Origin of the sequence: Prauserella sediminis, from assembly GCF_014195435.1 — a bacterium.
Taxonomy (GTDB): domain Bacteria; phylum Actinomycetota; class Actinomycetes; order Mycobacteriales; family Pseudonocardiaceae; genus Prauserella; species Prauserella salsuginis.
The window spans coordinates 552,435-569,219 of record NZ_JACIBS010000001.1 but is presented as its reverse complement, the minus strand read 5'-3'; the positions used below and the strand labels follow the sequence as shown (position 1 = coordinate 569,219).

Genomic DNA, 16,785 nt, shown 5'->3' with positions numbered 1-16,785 from the left:
TTCCGGCAGGAGGACGTCCGATGAATCCGCTCGCGCAGCTCTACACGCTCGCAGATCCCGTGTTCTTCGAGGATCCGGCCCGATGGCGGCCGGACGACGCGGCTTTTCCGCTGGCCACGCAGGCCCCTCCGGAGGGGTGGAAGCGGGGTGGTTCCGACGGCTGGGTGTCGCTGCGACCGGAGTCCGTCCGGCTGCCGCCGCAGGGATGGAAGATCCACATCAGCGCGACGCCGGCCAACGCCGAGGAGGCGGTCCGGGTGGCCGCCGACTACTGCTTCCGCAACGGCATCACGTTCAAATTCCTCGGCGGCAGCAACCTGGTCAGGGCCTTCGGCCTCAAGTACGCGCCCAGAGCGGCGAGCGGCAAGGTCGTCACGCTCTACCCGGTCGACGATCACCAACTGACGACGTGTCTCGAAGACCTGGACGCCGAACTCGCAGGGAACACCGGCCCGTACATCCTCAGCGACCTGCGGTTCTGCAGTGGGCCGCTCTACGTCCGCTACGGCGGTTTCGCGAAACGCTTCTGCGTGACCGACGAGGGCGAGCGGGTACTGGCGATCGAGCGGCCGGACGGAACACTCGTACCCGACGAGCGGAAGCCGGTGTTCACGGTTCCGGACTGGGTGTCGGTGCCCGACGTGCTCCGGCCGAGTCTGGAACGGCGCAACGCGACCGGCGCCACCCTGGATTACCGCGTCGTCGAGGCGCTGCACTTCTCCAACGGCGGCGGGGTGTATGTGGCCAGGCGTAACACCGACGACACGGAGATCGTGCTCAAGGAGGCGCGCCCGCACGCGGGCCTGAGCGACGCCGACACCGATGCCGTCGGCCGGATGGACCACGAGATCTGGGCGTTGCGGCGGCTCGCCGGTATCGACGGCATTCCCGCGGTCCACGAGGTGACCACCGTGTGGGAGCACCAGTTCGTGGCGATGGACCGGGTGCCCGGCATGACGCTGCAGCAATGGCTCGCGCGGCACTATCCGTTGATCGGCGCGGCAGGCGGGGAGGCCGAACGTGCCGCCTACGTGCAGCGGGCCGAGCGCATTCACGCCAACGTGAAACGCCTGATCGAACGGATCCACGAACGCGGCGTCGTGTTCGCCGATCTCCATCCCGCCAACATCATCGTCGACGAGAACGACGAGGTGGGGCTCGTCGACTTCGAGGCGGCGTTCGAGGCGGGCGCGGGCCGGACGCAGCACATGGGGCACGCAGGCTTCACGTCGGCCACGGCCCTCGACGAGGACATCGACCGCAACGCGCTCGCGATCCTCCGGCTGTGGTTCTACCTGCCGCTGACGAGCGTGCTCGCGATCGCGCCCGACAAGCTGGACGCGCTGGTCGAGGTCGCCGCGGAGCTGTTCGACCTGCCGGCCGATTTCGCGACATCGATCACCGCCGCGGCGAAACGCGCCCCGGCGTCGCCGGCCTCGCCGGTGTCCGCGTTGCCGCGGGGCACGCCGGAGCCCGCCGACCGTCGTTGGCGCGACTCCGTCGCCGCCGCGATCACGGTCAGCGCGGAACCGGACCGGACCGACCGGCTCTTTCCCGGCGACACCGAGCAGTTCGTCACGGGCGGTGCCGGCTTCGCCCACGGTGCGGCCGGCGTCCTGTGGTCGCTGCAGGTGACGGGCTACGACGTCGACGAGGAACATCGGCGCTGGCTGCTCGAACGTGCCGACGAACCCGTGGCGGCGCCGGGGTTCCTGGACGGGGCGCACGGGATCGCGTACGTGCTCGACGAGTTCGGTCACCGGGACGCGGCGGCCGCGCTGATCGACCGTTCGGCCGAGGCAGTCGACCAGATGCGTGATGTGAGCTACATGAGCGGCCTGGCCGGGGTGGGGCTGCACTTGCTTCACCTGCACGGGAAGTATGGCTCGACCGGAAGCGGCCGCAGCGGCGACCGGCTGTCCGACGCCCTCCGCATCGCGCTGCGGCTGGAGGAGGCGGTGGCCGACGGGCGGGCACACGGCGTCGACAGGCCACCGGGCCGGCTCGGCCGTGCGGCGGATTCGGGAACCCACGGCGGTCTGATCCGAGGCTGGTCCGGACCCGCGCTGTTCTTTCTGCGGCTGTTCGAGGCGACCGGTGACAAAGGCTGGCTGGACACGGCGATCGCGGCGGTGCATCGGGATCTGCGGCTGTGCGTCGCCGACGAGGCCGGCAGCTGGCAGGTCGACGGCGGATTCCGGCGCCTGCCGTATCTGGACGTCGGTTCGGCGGGAATCGCCGTCGTAGTGGACGAGATTCTCCGGCACGTCGACGACGACGAACTCGAAGCTGCGGTGGCACCGCTCGTCTCGAGCTGTCACAGCGACTTCGTCATGGACGCAAATCTCTTTCACGGACGCGCCGGACTTATGGGCGTAAATGCTCGACTCGACCGCGGTCGTCCGGGTACAATTGATTCCAGGCAGACGGAAAGCCACCTCGAACGTTTGAGTTGGCACGCGCTTGCCTATCGTGGACATGTTTCTTTTCCCGGTGACGGATGTTCCCGCTTGTCCATGGATTTCGCAACTGGTAATGCGGGCGTCTTGGTTGCCGCGGCTTCCGTGGTGGATGAGAGTGTTCCGCTTCTTCCCTTCCTGTCCGTATGAGCATCGGGCCACCAGTGGGTTCGATGATTCGCGCGGCTGGGAAATATCAGAAAGGTGATTAGCATGGCTGTTCTGGACCTTCAGGCTCTGGAGACCTCGGCCGCGGAGGCGCAGCTTCCGGGTAGCACCGTCAGCAACAACTGCTGACGAATTTCTCCAGTAGATCCGCCCGCACTGGGCGGGAAACTTGTCGGAAATACTAGAAAGGTGATTAGCATGGCTGTTCTGGACCTTCAGGCTCTGGAGACCTCGGCTGCCGAGGCGCAGCTTCCGGGTAGCACCGTCAGCAACAACTGCTGACGAGCTTCTCCAGTGGTGCACTTCGACGCGAAGTGCTCTGTGGGAAGTAGGCATCGACACGGTGACCGGTGTTGCCGATCTGTGCTCGCACGGCCCGGAGAATCCACTGCCGCTTGCGCAGCCTCCGGCCGGACGCACAGCTCGGCCCGTATCGACCGTGACTGATGTCGCCGTTGCCGGGGAGGCCTCGACCTCCCCGGCAACGGGTCCTTTCCGGTGTGGACACCCGGCCGATGCGGGCGTCCACACCGGACCCTTGTGCCCGTGCGGGTGGTGGAAGTCGGAGGAGTGGCTTGACTCAGGCGACCTCGTCGTCGGGCGGCTCGGCTCGTACGGGCCGACACCGACCGGCGGACGGGCGACGGCCGGTCTCCCACATCCTCGCGGACTTCTCCGTCACCGGCCACCGTATCGACGCCAGGGGAGCGCGCAGGGGTGTCGAGTACGGCGGCCGGCACCGCACACCACATCGGCGCGGCGGGTACATCGCGATGCAGATCGCCTTCGCGATCAACCTGGCGGGCAACGCCATCGGCGCCGCCGGGTTCCCGATCTTCGTGCTCGACAGCACCGGCGACCTCGCGCTCACCGGATGGATCGTCACGGTGTCGATGGTCGGCTCGATCATCACGGGCGTCGTCGCCGGTCCGCTCATCGACCGCGCGGGGCTACGCGTCTCCTGGATCTTCTCCATCGTCGTCGGGACCACCCTGACCGCACTCACGTACGTGCTGTTCGTCTCAGGCGTGCTCGCTCCCTGGCTGCTGCTCGGTATCTCGTTCCTGCGCAACTCGGCCGACGAACCCGGGCGGGTCGCCACGTTCGGGCTGCTCCCGACCCTGGCCAAACAGGCCGGTCACTCGCTCGAGAGCGCCAACGCCACGCTACGGTCGATGAACGCCCTCGCGACGATCTTCGGTCCCATGGTCGCCGGTGGCATCGTCGCGGCGTTCGGCAGCCCGTGGGTGCTCGTCGTCGACGCGGCAGCGGGCGGCCTCGCGGCGGTGATCGTCATCGTCTTCCTGGCGGTTCCGGGAAGCGCGGCGGCGGAGAAGGGACGAACCGCCGCCGATCTGCGCACTTATCGGCAGCAGTTCGTCGTGGCCGTGCGGTTCTTCCGCTACGACAAACTGCTGTTGTCGCTGATCATCACGACCACGATCCTGGCGACCCTCGACAGCGCCGTGGGAACCATCGGGCTGACCGGCTACGCCTCGGACATCCTCGACGATGCGGCGTGGTACGGCGGTCTGGTCAGCGCCTTCGGCATCGGTTCGCTCATCGGGACGATCACCTACGGTGTCATCGGCGCACGGCTGCCGCGACGAGCCACGTATTTGGCGGCATATCTCGGTTTCGCGGCCATGCTGTTGCTGCTGACCGTCCAGGTTCACGTCGCGGCGGCGCTGGCCATCATGGTCGTCGGCGGTATTATGATCAGCCCGATCGACCTGTTGTACCTGCAAGTCCTGCAGGAACGCGTACCCGAGCGCATCTTCGGCTCGGTGACGAGCATCGTCACGACGATCGTGTCCGGTCCGGGCCCGGTCGGTGTCGCGATGCTCACCTGGCTTCTCGGAGCGGCGGGTACGCGAACCACGTTCGTGGTAATTGGATGTTGCTATCTGCTGATAGCCGTCGTGCTGTTCTTCGTCCGACCGTTGCACCGGCTGAAACGGCCACGGTTCGACGACGCACAGCCGACACAGCCGATCATGATCGGAACACTGACACGATAGATTGCCGCGTACAGGGCGGTCATCGAACGTTAATGGAGGATGTATGAGTGCCAACGTGAAGTCGTTGTTCATCGGTGCGGGAATGCTGATCGTGGGCCTGGTGCTCAGGTTCACCACCGAAGGCGTCGAGACGCCGGTGGTCACATTGACGAAGGTCGGCCTCGTGCTGGCCATTCTCGGCGCCGCCGAGCTGGTCATCACCGGTGCGTGGATGCTGTTCGGCTCCAAGGACAAAGACAAGGAGAAGGATCAGGTCGAGGGCCACTGACGCGGCCGGCCGCGGCCGTGCGAATCGGACACATCGAGCATCGGTAGGGCCGTAAGTATGGGACTCGACCCCGAATTGCCGGGCAGGAACGCCACTTGGGCGTTCCTGCCGGACCGCATCGAGATCGCCTATTCCAGCAGCAGCGGGATTCCGCGGTTGTTGCGGCGTATCGGACAGCGGTCGGTGCCGCTCGCGGCGATCGCGCGGGCCGCAGTCATGCATGGCGACGGTGCTCCGGTGTTGTCCCTGCGCCTGCATCCGGGAGCGGACCCGTACACCGAGGTCGCCGCGGGACAGCTCGCCGAGGACTCGGAGCTGTACCGCCTCGAACTCGACCGTGGCCAGTCCGACCTGGCGGAGTACTACGCCGAGCACATCCGGCTGCTGACCGAGCAGCACGCCACCACGTGGTCCGAATCGGACGGATTCCTGCTCGGTGCGGAGCCGCCGCCGCTGCATCTGCGGTGCTTCGACGCCGATGCCCATCTCGACGCCGACAACCTGCACCTGCGGTGGAACGCCGATGCGACACCGGAGAAGCGCGCCGGTGGCGACCGCACGTATCCGCTGGCGGATCTGCGGGATGTCGAGTGGGTGCGGCCGGGTGCGTTCAGCGGACAGCTGTCGGTACGGGTGAAGGGTGAATCCGGGGACCGGCCGCCCGCGGAGGAGGATCCCACGACCGTTCTTTTCGGTTTGGGTTGTGGCACCGTCGCCGACTCTCTACCATTCGGTGCATCACTTCTTGCCGGCATGCGGCGCCATGCGGCGCCCGCGTCGTCCGGAGCGTTGAGCGGCGGTCGGAGGACCGCTCTCGATGCCGGACCGCAGGAATCCCGCCTGGCGACATCGGTCGACGAGATCGCGAACGCCATTCGTGAGCTGGGATCGCTCAAGGAATCCGGTCTGCTCGACGACGCCGAGTTCCAGCGCAAGAAGCAGGAGTTACTGGACCGGTTGTGACCGGAGCGCGCCTCCGGAAACGACTATTACTGGAGGCTGTGTCGGTGTCCGACGCGATGTACTTTCCGGGACTCGTCCCGACGAAATTCTCGGCCGTCGAGACGTTTTTGCGTGAGAACGAGTTCGCGCAGAAACGCATCCGGGTAGCCGACGAGGTGGTCGGCTACTCGGTTCTCGAGGCCTACGAGAAGGCCGACGTCTACGACTGGGAAGTGTTCGAGGTCGGCTTCATGGCGCTGACCCTCGCGCTGGCGGACTGGACGACCGCCAATCTCGGACTCCGGCCGGTGGTGTCGGGCGGGCAGAGTTTCGGTGCGCTCGCCGCGGCCGTCCACACCGGCTCGTTGTCCTATGAGGACGTCCTCACGCTGGTCCAGCGGAGCACCAAGGTCGAGGTCGACTACTTCGAGTCGCAACCGGAACCGCTCGGGTGCTTCTTCTTCTACCGCATGGATTCGGCTGCGGTGGACGATCTCGTCGCCGAGTTCCGGGCAGCGGGCCGCGACGTGGAGGTGTCGATCTATCTGGACAACACGGTGCACGCCGTGTCCGGTCCGATCGCCGACCTGGAAGTGCTGCGCGAGCGCGTGCGCGAGGAAGGCGGGTTCCCGTTCTACCTCATGAACCGCTCGGAACACTGCTCGTCCGTCGGGCCGCTGCGAGCCCGGCTGGAGGAGGAGGTCTACCGCCACTACGCCTGGCAGGCGCCGACCGTGCCGATGCTCTCCGACGTCACCGGTGAGCTGCTTACCGACGGACACGCCGTCATGACCGATCTCCTCGACGGCTGGGTGACACCGGTCCGCTGGTCGACGGTGGTCGACGGGATGCGCTCCAGCGGTGCCCGCCGCGTCGTCATCGTCGGCCCCCGGAACATGTTCGCGCGGATCACCAACAACGTGATGCCGACCGCGGTGGTGACCCCCAAGGTCGCCGACGACTTCGCGACCGACGGCTTCACGATGCCGGCACCGCTGGAGGTGACGGCATGACCGGCCGGACGGGTTCGCGATCCGCGACGTACGACGGTGCCTGGCACGCGATCGTCGACTTCCTCCGCACCGCGGGAGTCGACGTGATGACCGGCCTGCCGTCCGACGATCTCGCACTCCTCGACGCGTTGGACTCGGATTCGCCGCGGCTGGTCGTGTGCCGGGACCAGCGCAACGCGGCGTTCATGGCGACCGGGTACGCGCTGCAGGCAGGGTCGCCGGGAGTGTGCGTGGTCGGCAAGGGTCCGGCCGCGACCAACGTGATGACCGGGGTGCTCGAGGCCAAGTTCAGTGGAGCGCCGCTGCTCGTGATCGGCACCGGCACCGCGACCGACCGGCGGAGCGGCACCGCGTTCCAGGAGCTGGACCAGATGTCGGTGCTCGATCCCGTGGTCGCCTGGTCGGAACGGGTCGACAGCGCGGCCCGCTTGGTGCCGGCCCTCGAGCAGGCGTGGCGCCGCGCGCAAGGCCCGCCGAGTGGCCCGGTGTACCTGGAACTGCCCGAACAGCTGCTGACCGAGCAGATCACCCGCGGCCGGCCGTGGCAGACCGACATCGAACCGGTCGGCGGGGTGCGATTCGACGACCGCAGCCCGGTGGTGGAGGCCGTGCGTCGCGCGCGGCGGCCGATCCTGCTGGTCGGTGGCGGAACGCGGCACCGCAATGCCGACGGTGTCGTGGAGCGGTTCGCCGCCGGTCTGGGCGCAGCGGTGTTCAGCACCGCGTCCGGGCGCGGATGCTTCGACGAGGACGACGAGCGTTTCCTCGGTCTGTCCGGCCTGTACCTGCGGCCGGCGGCGGCACAGTTGTGGCGGGACGCCGACCTCGTGGTGACGCTGGGCAGCAGGTTGGAGGAGACGGCGACCTTCGGCTGGCCGGACGTCGCGGACATGCCCCCGGTCGTCCAGGTCAATGTCGACGTCGCCGGCTTCTCGGCCGAATGGGACGGACATCGGGTGCTGGGCGACGTCGGCGACGTCCTGCGGGAGTGGATCCCCGTACTCGAGGGTGCCGAACGGGACGAGGCGTGGCAGGAGCGGATCGCCGAGGCCCGTCGCCGACTGCGCTCGGACGCGGTGGTCCCTGCCGACGGGGAGCCCGCGCCGGGAACGGTGCGGGTCGCTCGGCTGCTGTCGGCTGTGGACAGTGTCGTCCCGCGTGATCGCATTCTCGTGCAGGAGAACGGACTGCAGGACATGTGGTCCTACATCTATCCGTACTACGCGTGCGCGGCCGAGGGCGGCTCGATCGTGCCGTCCGAGCAGACGAGCCTCGGCTTCGGCGCCGCGGGCTCGGGCGGCGTGTTCCTGGCAGCGCAGGGAAAGCCGGTCGTCGCGTTCGTCGGTGACGGCGCTTTCGCGATGGTGCGAGGCGACCTGGCGACCTTCGCGAAGGAACGTCTGGGCGTGCTGTTCGTGGTAATCTGCAACGGCGGATACGGCTGGTTGCAGTCGCAATTGGGCGGGCACAGGCGCGCCGGTGAGCGGTTCTCGTTCATCGCACCCGGCGCTGCCGACGCACCCGGTGACGTCGCGCGGAACTTCGCAGAGGAACGCGACGTCCACCAGGTCGCCGTCACCGACGAGGCCGCGCTCGACGCGGCGTTGACGAAGGCATACGAACGAACCGCAGCCGGTACGGTTTCCGTTGTCCATGTCGCGGTGGATCTGAGCGACGCTCCTCCGGGCATCTCCGACATCGAAGGTGACTTCACAGCACCGGATCCCGCCTGAACCGGCACCGAGGAACGAAGGGCACCGCGATGCTTGAGGAAATTCGGAAACTTCGCCGGCGAGTGGTCGTCACCGGACACGGGGCGGTCACGCCGCTCGCACCGGACGTCGAAGGGACATGGTCGGCGATGCTCGCCGGCCGGTCGGGGGTGCGCCGGGTGCAGTCGCTGGAGGTCGACGACCTGCAGTCGCAGATCGCTGGCGAGGTGCGGGACTTCGATCCGGACGCCTACATCGCCCGTAACGTCAGCAGGCGGATGGACCTGTATGCGCAGTATGCGCTGTGCGCGGCGATCCAGGCTGTGGAGTCGTCGAAGCTGACGATCGACGCGCGGTTGGCGCCGCGTGCCGGGGTGCTGATGGGCAGTGGCTACGGTGCCAACCTGTACAACCAGAGTCTGCCGGACATTCTGCGGGAGAAGGGTCCTCGCCGTATCAGTCCGTTCGCGCAGGTGGCCGGTGCGATCGACAACCCGGTGGGCGAGATCAGCATGCAGTTCGGCGTGAAAGGGCCGACCCGGGCGCTGAGCACCGCGTGTGCGACCGGCAGCGACTCGGTGGGCGAGGCGGCGCGGTGGATCCAGCTCGGCGTCGTCGACGCGGCGATCGCGGGCGGTGCGGACAACTGCATCACGCGCATCGATCTCGCGGCCAGCGGCAACGCGAAGGCGCTGTCGACCCGTAACGACGCTCCGGAGCGGGCCTCCCGCCCGTTCGACGAGGAGCGCGACGGTTTCGTGATGAGTGCGGGTGCGGGCGCGGTCGTGCTGGAAGAGGCCGAACACGCGATGCGACGGGGCGCGCACATTCTGGGCGAGGTGGTCGGATACGCGTCGACGTCGGACGCCCACCACTGGACGGCTCCGCATCCCGAGGCGGAAGGCGCGAAGGCCGCGATGCGGGGCGCGCTCGAGGATGCCGGTATCGCACCGGCCGATGTGGACTACATCAACGCGCACGGCACGAGCACGCCGGTGGGAGACGAACGAGAGGTCGCCGCGATCCGCGAGGTCTACGGCGAGCACGCGCCGCGTATCCCGGTGAGCTCGACGAAATCCATGACCGGACACATGATCGGCGCGAGCGGTGCGGTCGAGCTGATCGCCTGCATGCTGGCGATGCGGGACGGCGTGGTGCCGCCGACGATCAACTGCGAGCATCCGCTGGACGAGGAGATGAACTTCGTGCCGACCACGCCGCAGCATCGCGACACACGGATCGCGATGAGCAACTCGTTCGGCTTCGGCGGCCGGAACGCGGTGCTCGTCGTGCGGCGCTGGGAGGCCGAGGGCGCATGAACGCGGACACGGGATTGCTGGCGGGCAAGCGGATTCTGATCACCGGTGTGATCACCGAGACCTCGATCGCGTATCAGGTCGCGCGGGTCGCGCAGGAGCAGGGCGCGCAGGTCGTGCTGACCGGCTACGGCCGGGTCTCGCTCGTGGAACGGATCGCCACGCGGCTGCCGCAGCCCGCGCCGGTCGTCGAGCTGGACGTCACGGACCCGGCCGATCTCGCCGCGTTGCCCGGCAGGGTGCGTGAGCACGTCGACGGCCTCGACGGAGTGGTCCACTCGGTCGCTTTCGCCCCGGAAGCCTGTTTCGGCGACTTCCTGGCGGCGGAATGGAGCGACGTCGCACCGAGCCTGCACGTCTCGGCCTATTCGATGAAGGCCCTCGCCGTGGCGGTGCTGCCGCTGCTGTCGCGGGGGAGTTCCGTCGTGGGAATGGACTTCGACGCCAGGGTGGCGTGGCCGGACTACGACTGGATGGGCGTGGCGAAGGCCGCGCTGGAGTCGGTGACCAGGTACCTGGCACGGGAACTCGGACCCTCGGGAGTGCGGGTCAACCTGGTGGCCTCGGGGCCGTTGCGGACCATGGCGGCGAAGTCGATCCCCGGGTTCGCCGAGCTCGACACCGACTGGGACCGTAAGGCCCCGCTCGGCTGGGACGCCGTCGACGGCACCGGCGTGGCGAAGTCGGTGTGTGCGGTCCTGTCCGATTGGCTGCCGACCACGACCGGCTCGATGGTGTGGGCCGACGGGGGCGTGCACGCGGTCGGCAGTTGAGACACGGTGCGGCGCGCCCGGCGCGCCGACTGTCACGCGCCGCTGACCAGGGCGGATGCCCGTCCGGGTGAGAGCGCGTAAGTCATTCTTGATTCATTCAAGATTTTGCGGCAGACTGGCCGCCGTGCCTACGACCACGGATCTCGAACAGCTGCTGCGCGGGGCCTCCCTGCGTGTCACCCGTCCGCGGGTCGCAGTGCTGTCCGTGGTGCACGAACATCCCCACGCCGACACCGATTCCATCATCGGCCACGTGCGTGAGGAACTCGGTGAGGTCTCCCATCAGGCTGTCTACGACGTGCTGCGCGCGTTGACGGCTTCCGGACTCGTCCGGCGTATTCAGCCCATGGGGTCCGTCGCGCGTTACGAGACGCGCGTCGGGGACAACCATCACCACGTCGTGTGCCGCTCCTGCGGCCAGATCGCCGACATCGACTGTGCTGTCGGCGAGGCTCCGTGCCTGGAGGCCTCTGACGACCACGGCTTCACCATCGACGAGGCCGAGATCATCTATTGGGGCGTGTGCCCCGGGTGTTCCGCAGTTAGTTCCTGATCAACGCAGATCCACCTGAAGGGATTTCCATTGTCCGAGAGCAACGAAGCGGCCGCGGGCGGCTGCCCGGTCGCGCACGGTGGCGGGCTGCCGCACCCGACGCAGGCCGCCAGCAACCCGGTGTGGTGGCCGAACCGGCTCAACCTGAAGATCCTGGCGAAGAACCAGCCGGCCTCCGACCCGATGGGCCAGGACTTCGACTACGCCGAGGAATTCGCCTCCCTCGACCTGTCGGCGGTCAAGAAGGACATCGCCGACGTCCTCACCGATTCGCAGGACTGGTGGCCGGCCGACTTCGGCAACTACGGACCGCTGATGATCCGCATGGCCTGGCACAGCGCCGGGACCTACCGGGTCAGCGACGGCCGTGGCGGTGCCGGTGGCGGTCAGCAGCGCTTCGCCCCGCTCAACAGCTGGCCGGACAACGTCAGCCTCGACAAGGCCCGCCGCCTGCTGTGGCCGGTCAAGAAGAAGTACGGCAAGCAGATCTCGTGGGCCGACCTGATGATCCTCACGGGTAACGTCGCGCTCGAGACGATGGGCCTGAAGACGTTCGGCTTCGCGGGTGGCCGCGAGGACACGTGGGAGCCGGAGGACGACGTCTACTGGGGCTCCGAGACCACGTGGCTCGGCAGCGACAAGCGCATCTCCGGTGGCGAGGAGAACCGCGAGCTGGAGCAGCCGCTCGGCGCCACGCACATGGGTCTGATCTACGTCAACCCGGAGGGCCCTGAGGGCAAGCCGGACCCGGTCGCCGCCGCCCGCGACATCCGCGAGACGTTCGGCCGCATGGCGATGAACGACGAGGAGACCGTCGCCCTCATCGCCGGTGGTCACACGTTCGGCAAGACCCACGGTGCCGCCCCCGACTCGAACAACGGCCCCGACCCCGAGGCCGCGCCGCTCGAGCTGCAGGGCCTCGGCTGGAAGAACAGCTACGGCACCGGCAAGGGCCGCGACGCCATCACCAGCGGTCTCGAGGTCACCTGGAGCCCGACGCCGACCCAGTGGAGCGGCTGGTTCTTCCACAACCTCTTCGCCTACGAGTGGGAGGTCTACGAAGGCCCGGGCGGCGGCTGGCAGTGGCGCCCCAAGAACGGCATGGCCAACAACACGGTGCCCGACCCGGAGAGCGGTGAGCTCAACCGCCAGCCGAGCATGCTCACCACGGACCTGGCGCTGAAGGTCGACCCGATCTACGAGCCGATCTCCCGCCGGTTCATGGAGGACCCGAACCAGTTCGCCGACGCCTTCGCCCGCGCGTGGTTCAAGCTGACCCACCGCGACATGGGCCCGAAGGACCGCTACGTCGGCCCGGAGGTCCCTGCGGAGGACCTGCTCTGGCAGGACCCGATCCCGAAGCCGGAGTACGTCCCGAGCGAGGCCGACGTCGCCGAGCTCAAGGGCAAGATCGCCGAAACCGGCCTTTCGGTGTCGGAACTGGTCTCCACCGCGTGGGCGGCCGCGTCGACGTTCCGCGGCAGCGACAAGCGCGGCGGTGCGAACGGTGGCCGGATCCGCCTCGAGCCGCAGGTCAACTTCGAGGCCAACGAGCCGGAGAAGCTCAAGCCGGTGCTGAAGAAGCTGGAGGAGGTCCAGACCTCGTTCGACAAGCCGGTGTCGCTGGCCGACGTCGTGGTGCTGGCCGGTGTCGTGGGCGTCGAGAAGGCCGCCAAGGCCGCGGGCGTCGACATCACCGTGCCGTTCACGCCGGGCCGCGGTGACGCCACGGCCGAGCAGACCGACGTCGAGTCGTTCTCGTACCTGGAGCCCCGCAACGACGGGTTCCGTAACTACTTCGGCAAGGGCAACGCCCTGCCCGCCGAGTACGCGCTGATCGACAGGGCGAACCTGCTCACGCTGACCGCGCCGGAGATGACGGTGCTGCTCGGCGGACTGCGGGTGCTGGGTGCCAACTACCAGGGCTCCAGCAACGGCGTGTTCACCTCGAAGCCGGAGGCGCTGACCAACGACTTCTTCGTGAACCTGCTCGACATGGACACCGAGTGGGAGCCGACCACCGACGCCTCCGAGGAGTTCGTCGGCAAGGACCGCGCCACCGGCGAGGCCAAGTGGACCGCCAGCCGTGTGGACCTCGTGTTCGGCTCGAACTCCGAGCTGCGCGCGGTGGCCGAGGTGTACGCCGCCGACGACGCGAAGGAGAAGTTCGTCAAGGACTTCGTCGCGGCGTGGGACAAGGTCATGAACCTCGACCGGTTCGACGTGGAGGCCTGATTCCGGCCTGAGTAACAGGAAACGGCCCGCCGCCGGGATTCCCGGTGGCGGGCCGTTTCGCGTCGTGGCTCGCTGTCGGGGTCAGCCGTCGCCGGTGCCCTGCTCGTGTTCCTGGTACTCGGCGCGCCGCCGGCTCTCCCGATAACCGTAGGCTGCTTGCCGCACGGCGTGATCGGTCTCCAGGCTCGACCCCAGCGCGCCCGCGATCCCGCCGAGCGTCGTGAACGCCCACGCCACGGCGAGATACGTACCGATATCGGTTTCGCTGCCGAGCATGCTCGTCAGCAGTGACGCCGGCAGGATCAGCCACGCCAGCACGAAATTGACGACGAACAGGATCGTCAGCAGCACGACCACGCCGATGATCAACGTCAGCAGTGTCGAGGCGTTGTACAACCGCGCCAGTTGCGGATCCGAGCGCGTGTCGCCGCGTTTCTCCCACAGGCTGTGCGCCGCGATCAGCCATGTCACGAGCGCCGCGATCGCCGTCGCCGTCGTCAGCACCTTGAACCCGATGTTCAGCTGATCGCCGACCATCCAGATCGTGCTCGACGACAGTCCGAACGCACTCGTCGCCACCGCGGCCGCCAGCGCCCGCGACAGGCCGAACACGAGGCGCCACGGCCGGTTGGTTCGCACCATGCCCGTCAGCAGCCGCAGCCTGCCGCGTCGGCCCGGCGTCACGTACCGCACGTCGAGGTGACTGCCCTCCGTTTCGACCGCTTTGCGGCGAATGGGTGCGAGCACCCCGATCGCCCGGCTGCTGAGGCCGTGCCGCCGCTGCTCCCGCACCTGTCCCGGTTCGTCCCGCCCGTGATCGTCGCGGAGCTCGTCGAGCACCTGTCGGATCACCTGGTGGACCCTCCTGCGGGTCTGCAGGCCGCCCATGCCCGGGACCGACACGACCGCGACCCCGCGATCGTGATCGATGTCCGCGACGACGGGGCCCTCCTCCGACCGCACCGGAAGGTCGGTGATGCAGATGGCGTAGGTCCATCCGCGCGAGTCGCATTTGTGTGCGGTTTGGTCGAGGATCTCCGCGGTGCCCTTGAGCGTGGCCGTCACCGGATCGGCGTCCACCTCGAAGCGCCATTCGCCGTCCAGTTCCTCCGGCAGCGACTCGGCCAGGTAAGCGGCGATCGTCTCCGGCATGTCCGGATCCGCGATCAGGCCGAGCACGGTGACCCGCTCCGGGGAGTGGTCGTCGGCCTCGGAGTGGGTGTCATCGCTGGATCGAGACGGCACTGGTTTTCCTGCTTTCACGGTCGGTGTCGAAGCGGCGCTGGGGCATACCACTCGCGCGGCCGATCGTAAACCGATGGGACCAGCCGGTCCGGCGATCGAGCGGCCTGCCGCGGCGGCCGATATCCACCATGACAGTTGATCATCGAGCCCGCGCGCCGGACCGGCGCAGGCGGGCGCCGACGAGGAGGAGTGAACGTGACGAGACGATCGGTGCGGGCGGCCGCGACCCTGGCGTGTGCGGTCGCGATGGGCGGCCTGACCGCGGGAACGGCAGCTGCCGCAGTACCCGGAGCCGCCTCACCCGGAGCAGGTACGGGCGAGGAACCCGCGCTCGTGCACGCGAACGCCGTCAACGAGTGTCGGCTCAACGTGCGCACCGGTCCGGACCTGAGCGCATCGGCGTTGACCACGCTGACCTGCGACAACTACACGACGTGCAGCAACGCGGGCGGGGCCGAACCCTGCGGGCCGTACGTGACCGGCGGCACCTACAGCTGCGTCGGAGCCGACGGCACCCAGGTCACGGACAACCGGTGGGCACAGGTGGCCTACCGCGCTCCCGAGGCGGCCTATGTGGCCGTGGCGTGCGCGGAGTTCCGAGAGGTGTAACCGCCGCAGGTGAGGACGGGCGAGCCTGAACCCGCGGTCGTGGCCGTGGGTTCAGGCGGCTGCGGCGAAATCGTCGTTGATCGACACGACCAGCCTGCCTGCCGCGGCGAGCAGCGACGCGGCGATGCCCGCCCGGTAGCCGGACTTGCAGTGCACCCACACCTCGCCCGCGGGGACCTCGTCCATCCGCTCCAGCAGCTCGTGCAGCGGAATGTGCACGGCATCGTCGATATGCCCTTCGTCCCATTCGGACCGGCGCCGCACGTCCAGCACGTTCACCCGCCGGTGGTGGCGGACCTGGGCCAGGTCGGCGAAGCACGCGGTCTCGAACGAACGCAGCTCATTGCCGAACGCCCATTCCCGCACGTTGCCGGTCGCGGCGGCCTCGAGCCGGTCGATCCCGATGCGGACGAGTTCCCGCTGGGCCTCGGCGATCTGCTCGGGCGTCTCGCCGAGCAGCGTCAGCGGCGTGCCCCACGGCAACAGCCAGCCCAGATAGGTCGCGAACGCGCCGTCGATGCCGAAGTTGAGGGTGCCCGCGACGTGCCCTGCGGCGAACGCCGTCCGCGTGCGGAGGTCGACGACCCACTCGCCGGCGTCGATGCGGCGCCGCAGCTCGGATGCGTCGGCGCGGTGCGGGGGAGTCAGGTCGGGTTCGGACGGGCCCGCCAGGTTGGCGGGCTCCATGTGCGCGTAGTAGGCCGGATACACGTCCAGTCCGGCGAGCAGTGTCTCCACGTAGGAGCGCTCGTCGACGGTGAGAGCCGGGTTGACGCGCTTCTCGTGCCCGATCGTCGATGCGTCGCCGGACGTCGGGGTGGCGGAGCAGAAACTGCCGAAACCGTGGGTCGGCAGGACCTGCGTGTCGTCGGGCAACTCGGCCGCCAGCCGGTGGGCCGAGGCGTGCTGGGCGTGTGCGAGGTCCTCGGTGTGCTCCGGTCCGAGCAGGTCCGGCCGCCCGGTCGAACCGAACAGCAGCGAGCCGCCCGTGAACACCACCGGACGGTCCCCGTCACGGGTCGCGGCGTAGGACAGGTGCGTGAACGTGTGCCCCGGCGTGGCCAGTGCCCGCACCCGCATCGAGCCGACCTCGACGACGTCGCCGTCCGAGATCGGCGTGCGCTCGAAGGACACCGGGTCGTCGGCGTTGACGTGGTAGGAGGCGCCGGTCAGTCGTGCCAGGGCCAGTCCACCCGTCACGTAGTCGTTGTGGATGTGGGTCTCGAACACGGCCGCCAGGCGGACACCGCGGTCCTCCAGCAACGCGAGCACCCGGTCGATGTCCCGCTGCGGATCGACCGCGAACGCCACCTGCCCGTCGTGCACGAGGTAACTGCGATCGCCCAGCGACGGCGTGTCGATGGTCAGAATCTCCATCTGCGGTGTGCCCTCCCGGTCACTTACTGACAGCGCGCCGGCGGTGCCGGGCCCCTGCCACGAACGGTAGCAGCGGACGACCGCGTTTTCCGTT

Annotated in this window: 15 protein-coding genes; 13 read left to right on the top strand and 2 right to left on the bottom strand. The window is 68.4% G+C overall.

The genetic code is table 11. The features are described from left to right. Positions 1-20: 20 nt before the first annotated feature. From lanKC to katG, 12 genes are all read left to right on the top strand, one after another. On the top strand, positions 21-2,609 hold the full coding sequence (gene lanKC, locus FB384_RS02515; protein WP_183778785.1) for a class III lanthionine synthetase LanKC: 2,589 nt from the start codon (positions 21-23) through the stop codon (positions 2,607-2,609). Positions 2,610-2,672: 63 nt separating this feature from the next. Further along, positions 2,673-2,756, top strand: a complete 84-nt coding sequence (locus FB384_RS27425) for a class III lanthipeptide (protein ID WP_253854779.1) — start codon at positions 2,673-2,675, stop codon at positions 2,754-2,756. Between the two features lie 69 nt (positions 2,757-2,825). After that, on the top strand, positions 2,826-2,909 hold the full coding sequence (locus tag FB384_RS27420; RefSeq protein WP_253854779.1) for a class III lanthipeptide: 84 nt from the start codon (positions 2,826-2,828) through the stop codon (positions 2,907-2,909). 293 nt (positions 2,910-3,202) lie between these two features. Next, positions 3,203-4,648, top strand: coding sequence for an MFS transporter (locus tag FB384_RS02510; RefSeq protein WP_183778783.1), 1,446 nt, complete (start codon positions 3,203-3,205; stop codon positions 4,646-4,648). Positions 4,649-4,691: 43 nt separating this feature from the next. Then, on the top strand, positions 4,692-4,916 hold the full coding sequence (locus tag FB384_RS02505) for a DUF5708 family protein (protein ID WP_183778781.1): 225 nt from the start codon (positions 4,692-4,694) through the stop codon (positions 4,914-4,916). Positions 4,917-4,973: 57 nt separating this feature from the next. Further along, positions 4,974-5,879, top strand: coding sequence for a DUF4429 domain-containing protein (locus FB384_RS02500; RefSeq protein ID WP_183778779.1), 906 nt, complete (start codon positions 4,974-4,976; stop codon positions 5,877-5,879). Between the two features lie 44 nt (positions 5,880-5,923). Continuing rightward, positions 5,924-6,871 (top strand): hypothetical protein, encoded by a 948-nt coding sequence (locus FB384_RS02495; RefSeq protein WP_221212621.1) that lies wholly within the window; start codon positions 5,924-5,926, stop codon positions 6,869-6,871. Further along, positions 6,868-8,604 carry a thiamine pyrophosphate-binding protein gene (locus tag FB384_RS02490; RefSeq protein ID WP_183778777.1) on the top strand — a complete coding sequence of 579 codons (1,737 nt, stop codon included), beginning with the start codon at positions 6,868-6,870 and terminating at the stop codon, positions 8,602-8,604. The genes FB384_RS02495 and FB384_RS02490 overlap by 4 nt, the downstream gene beginning before the upstream one ends. A 29-nt stretch (positions 8,605-8,633) precedes the next feature. Beyond that, positions 8,634-9,902, top strand: coding sequence for a beta-ketoacyl-ACP synthase II (fabF, locus tag FB384_RS02485; protein ID WP_183778775.1), 1,269 nt, complete (start codon positions 8,634-8,636; stop codon positions 9,900-9,902). Beyond that, on the top strand, positions 9,899-10,672 hold the full coding sequence (fabI, locus tag FB384_RS02480) for an enoyl-ACP reductase FabI (RefSeq protein ID WP_183778773.1): 774 nt from the start codon (positions 9,899-9,901) through the stop codon (positions 10,670-10,672). The genes fabF and fabI overlap by 4 nt, the downstream gene beginning before the upstream one ends. A gap of 124 nt (positions 10,673-10,796) precedes the next feature. Beyond that, on the top strand, positions 10,797-11,225 hold the full coding sequence (locus FB384_RS02475; protein WP_323985101.1) for a Fur family transcriptional regulator: 429 nt from the start codon (positions 10,797-10,799) through the stop codon (positions 11,223-11,225). Between the two features lie 30 nt (positions 11,226-11,255). Then, positions 11,256-13,460, top strand: a complete 2,205-nt coding sequence (gene katG / locus FB384_RS02470) for a catalase/peroxidase HPI (RefSeq protein ID WP_183778770.1) — start codon at positions 11,256-11,258, stop codon at positions 13,458-13,460. Positions 13,461-13,541: 81 nt separating this feature from the next. Here the strand turns inward: katG and FB384_RS02465 are convergent, their stop codons facing one another. Beyond that, complete coding sequence (locus FB384_RS02465) at positions 13,542-14,705, bottom strand: hypothetical protein (protein ID WP_323985100.1); 1,164 nt, start codon at positions 14,703-14,705, stop codon at positions 13,542-13,544. A gap of 195 nt (positions 14,706-14,900) precedes the next feature. On the opposite strand from FB384_RS02465, the gene FB384_RS26690 reads away from it, so the two are divergent. Continuing rightward, on the top strand, positions 14,901-15,314 hold the full coding sequence (locus tag FB384_RS26690) for a hypothetical protein (protein ID WP_228725943.1): 414 nt from the start codon (positions 14,901-14,903) through the stop codon (positions 15,312-15,314). Between the two features lie 51 nt (positions 15,315-15,365). Here FB384_RS26690 and FB384_RS02455 read toward each other — a convergent pair whose 3' ends face one another. Continuing rightward, positions 15,366-16,691, bottom strand: coding sequence for an MBL fold metallo-hydrolase (locus FB384_RS02455; RefSeq protein ID WP_183778768.1), 1,326 nt, complete (start codon positions 16,689-16,691; stop codon positions 15,366-15,368). Positions 16,692-16,785: the final 94 nt, after the last annotated feature.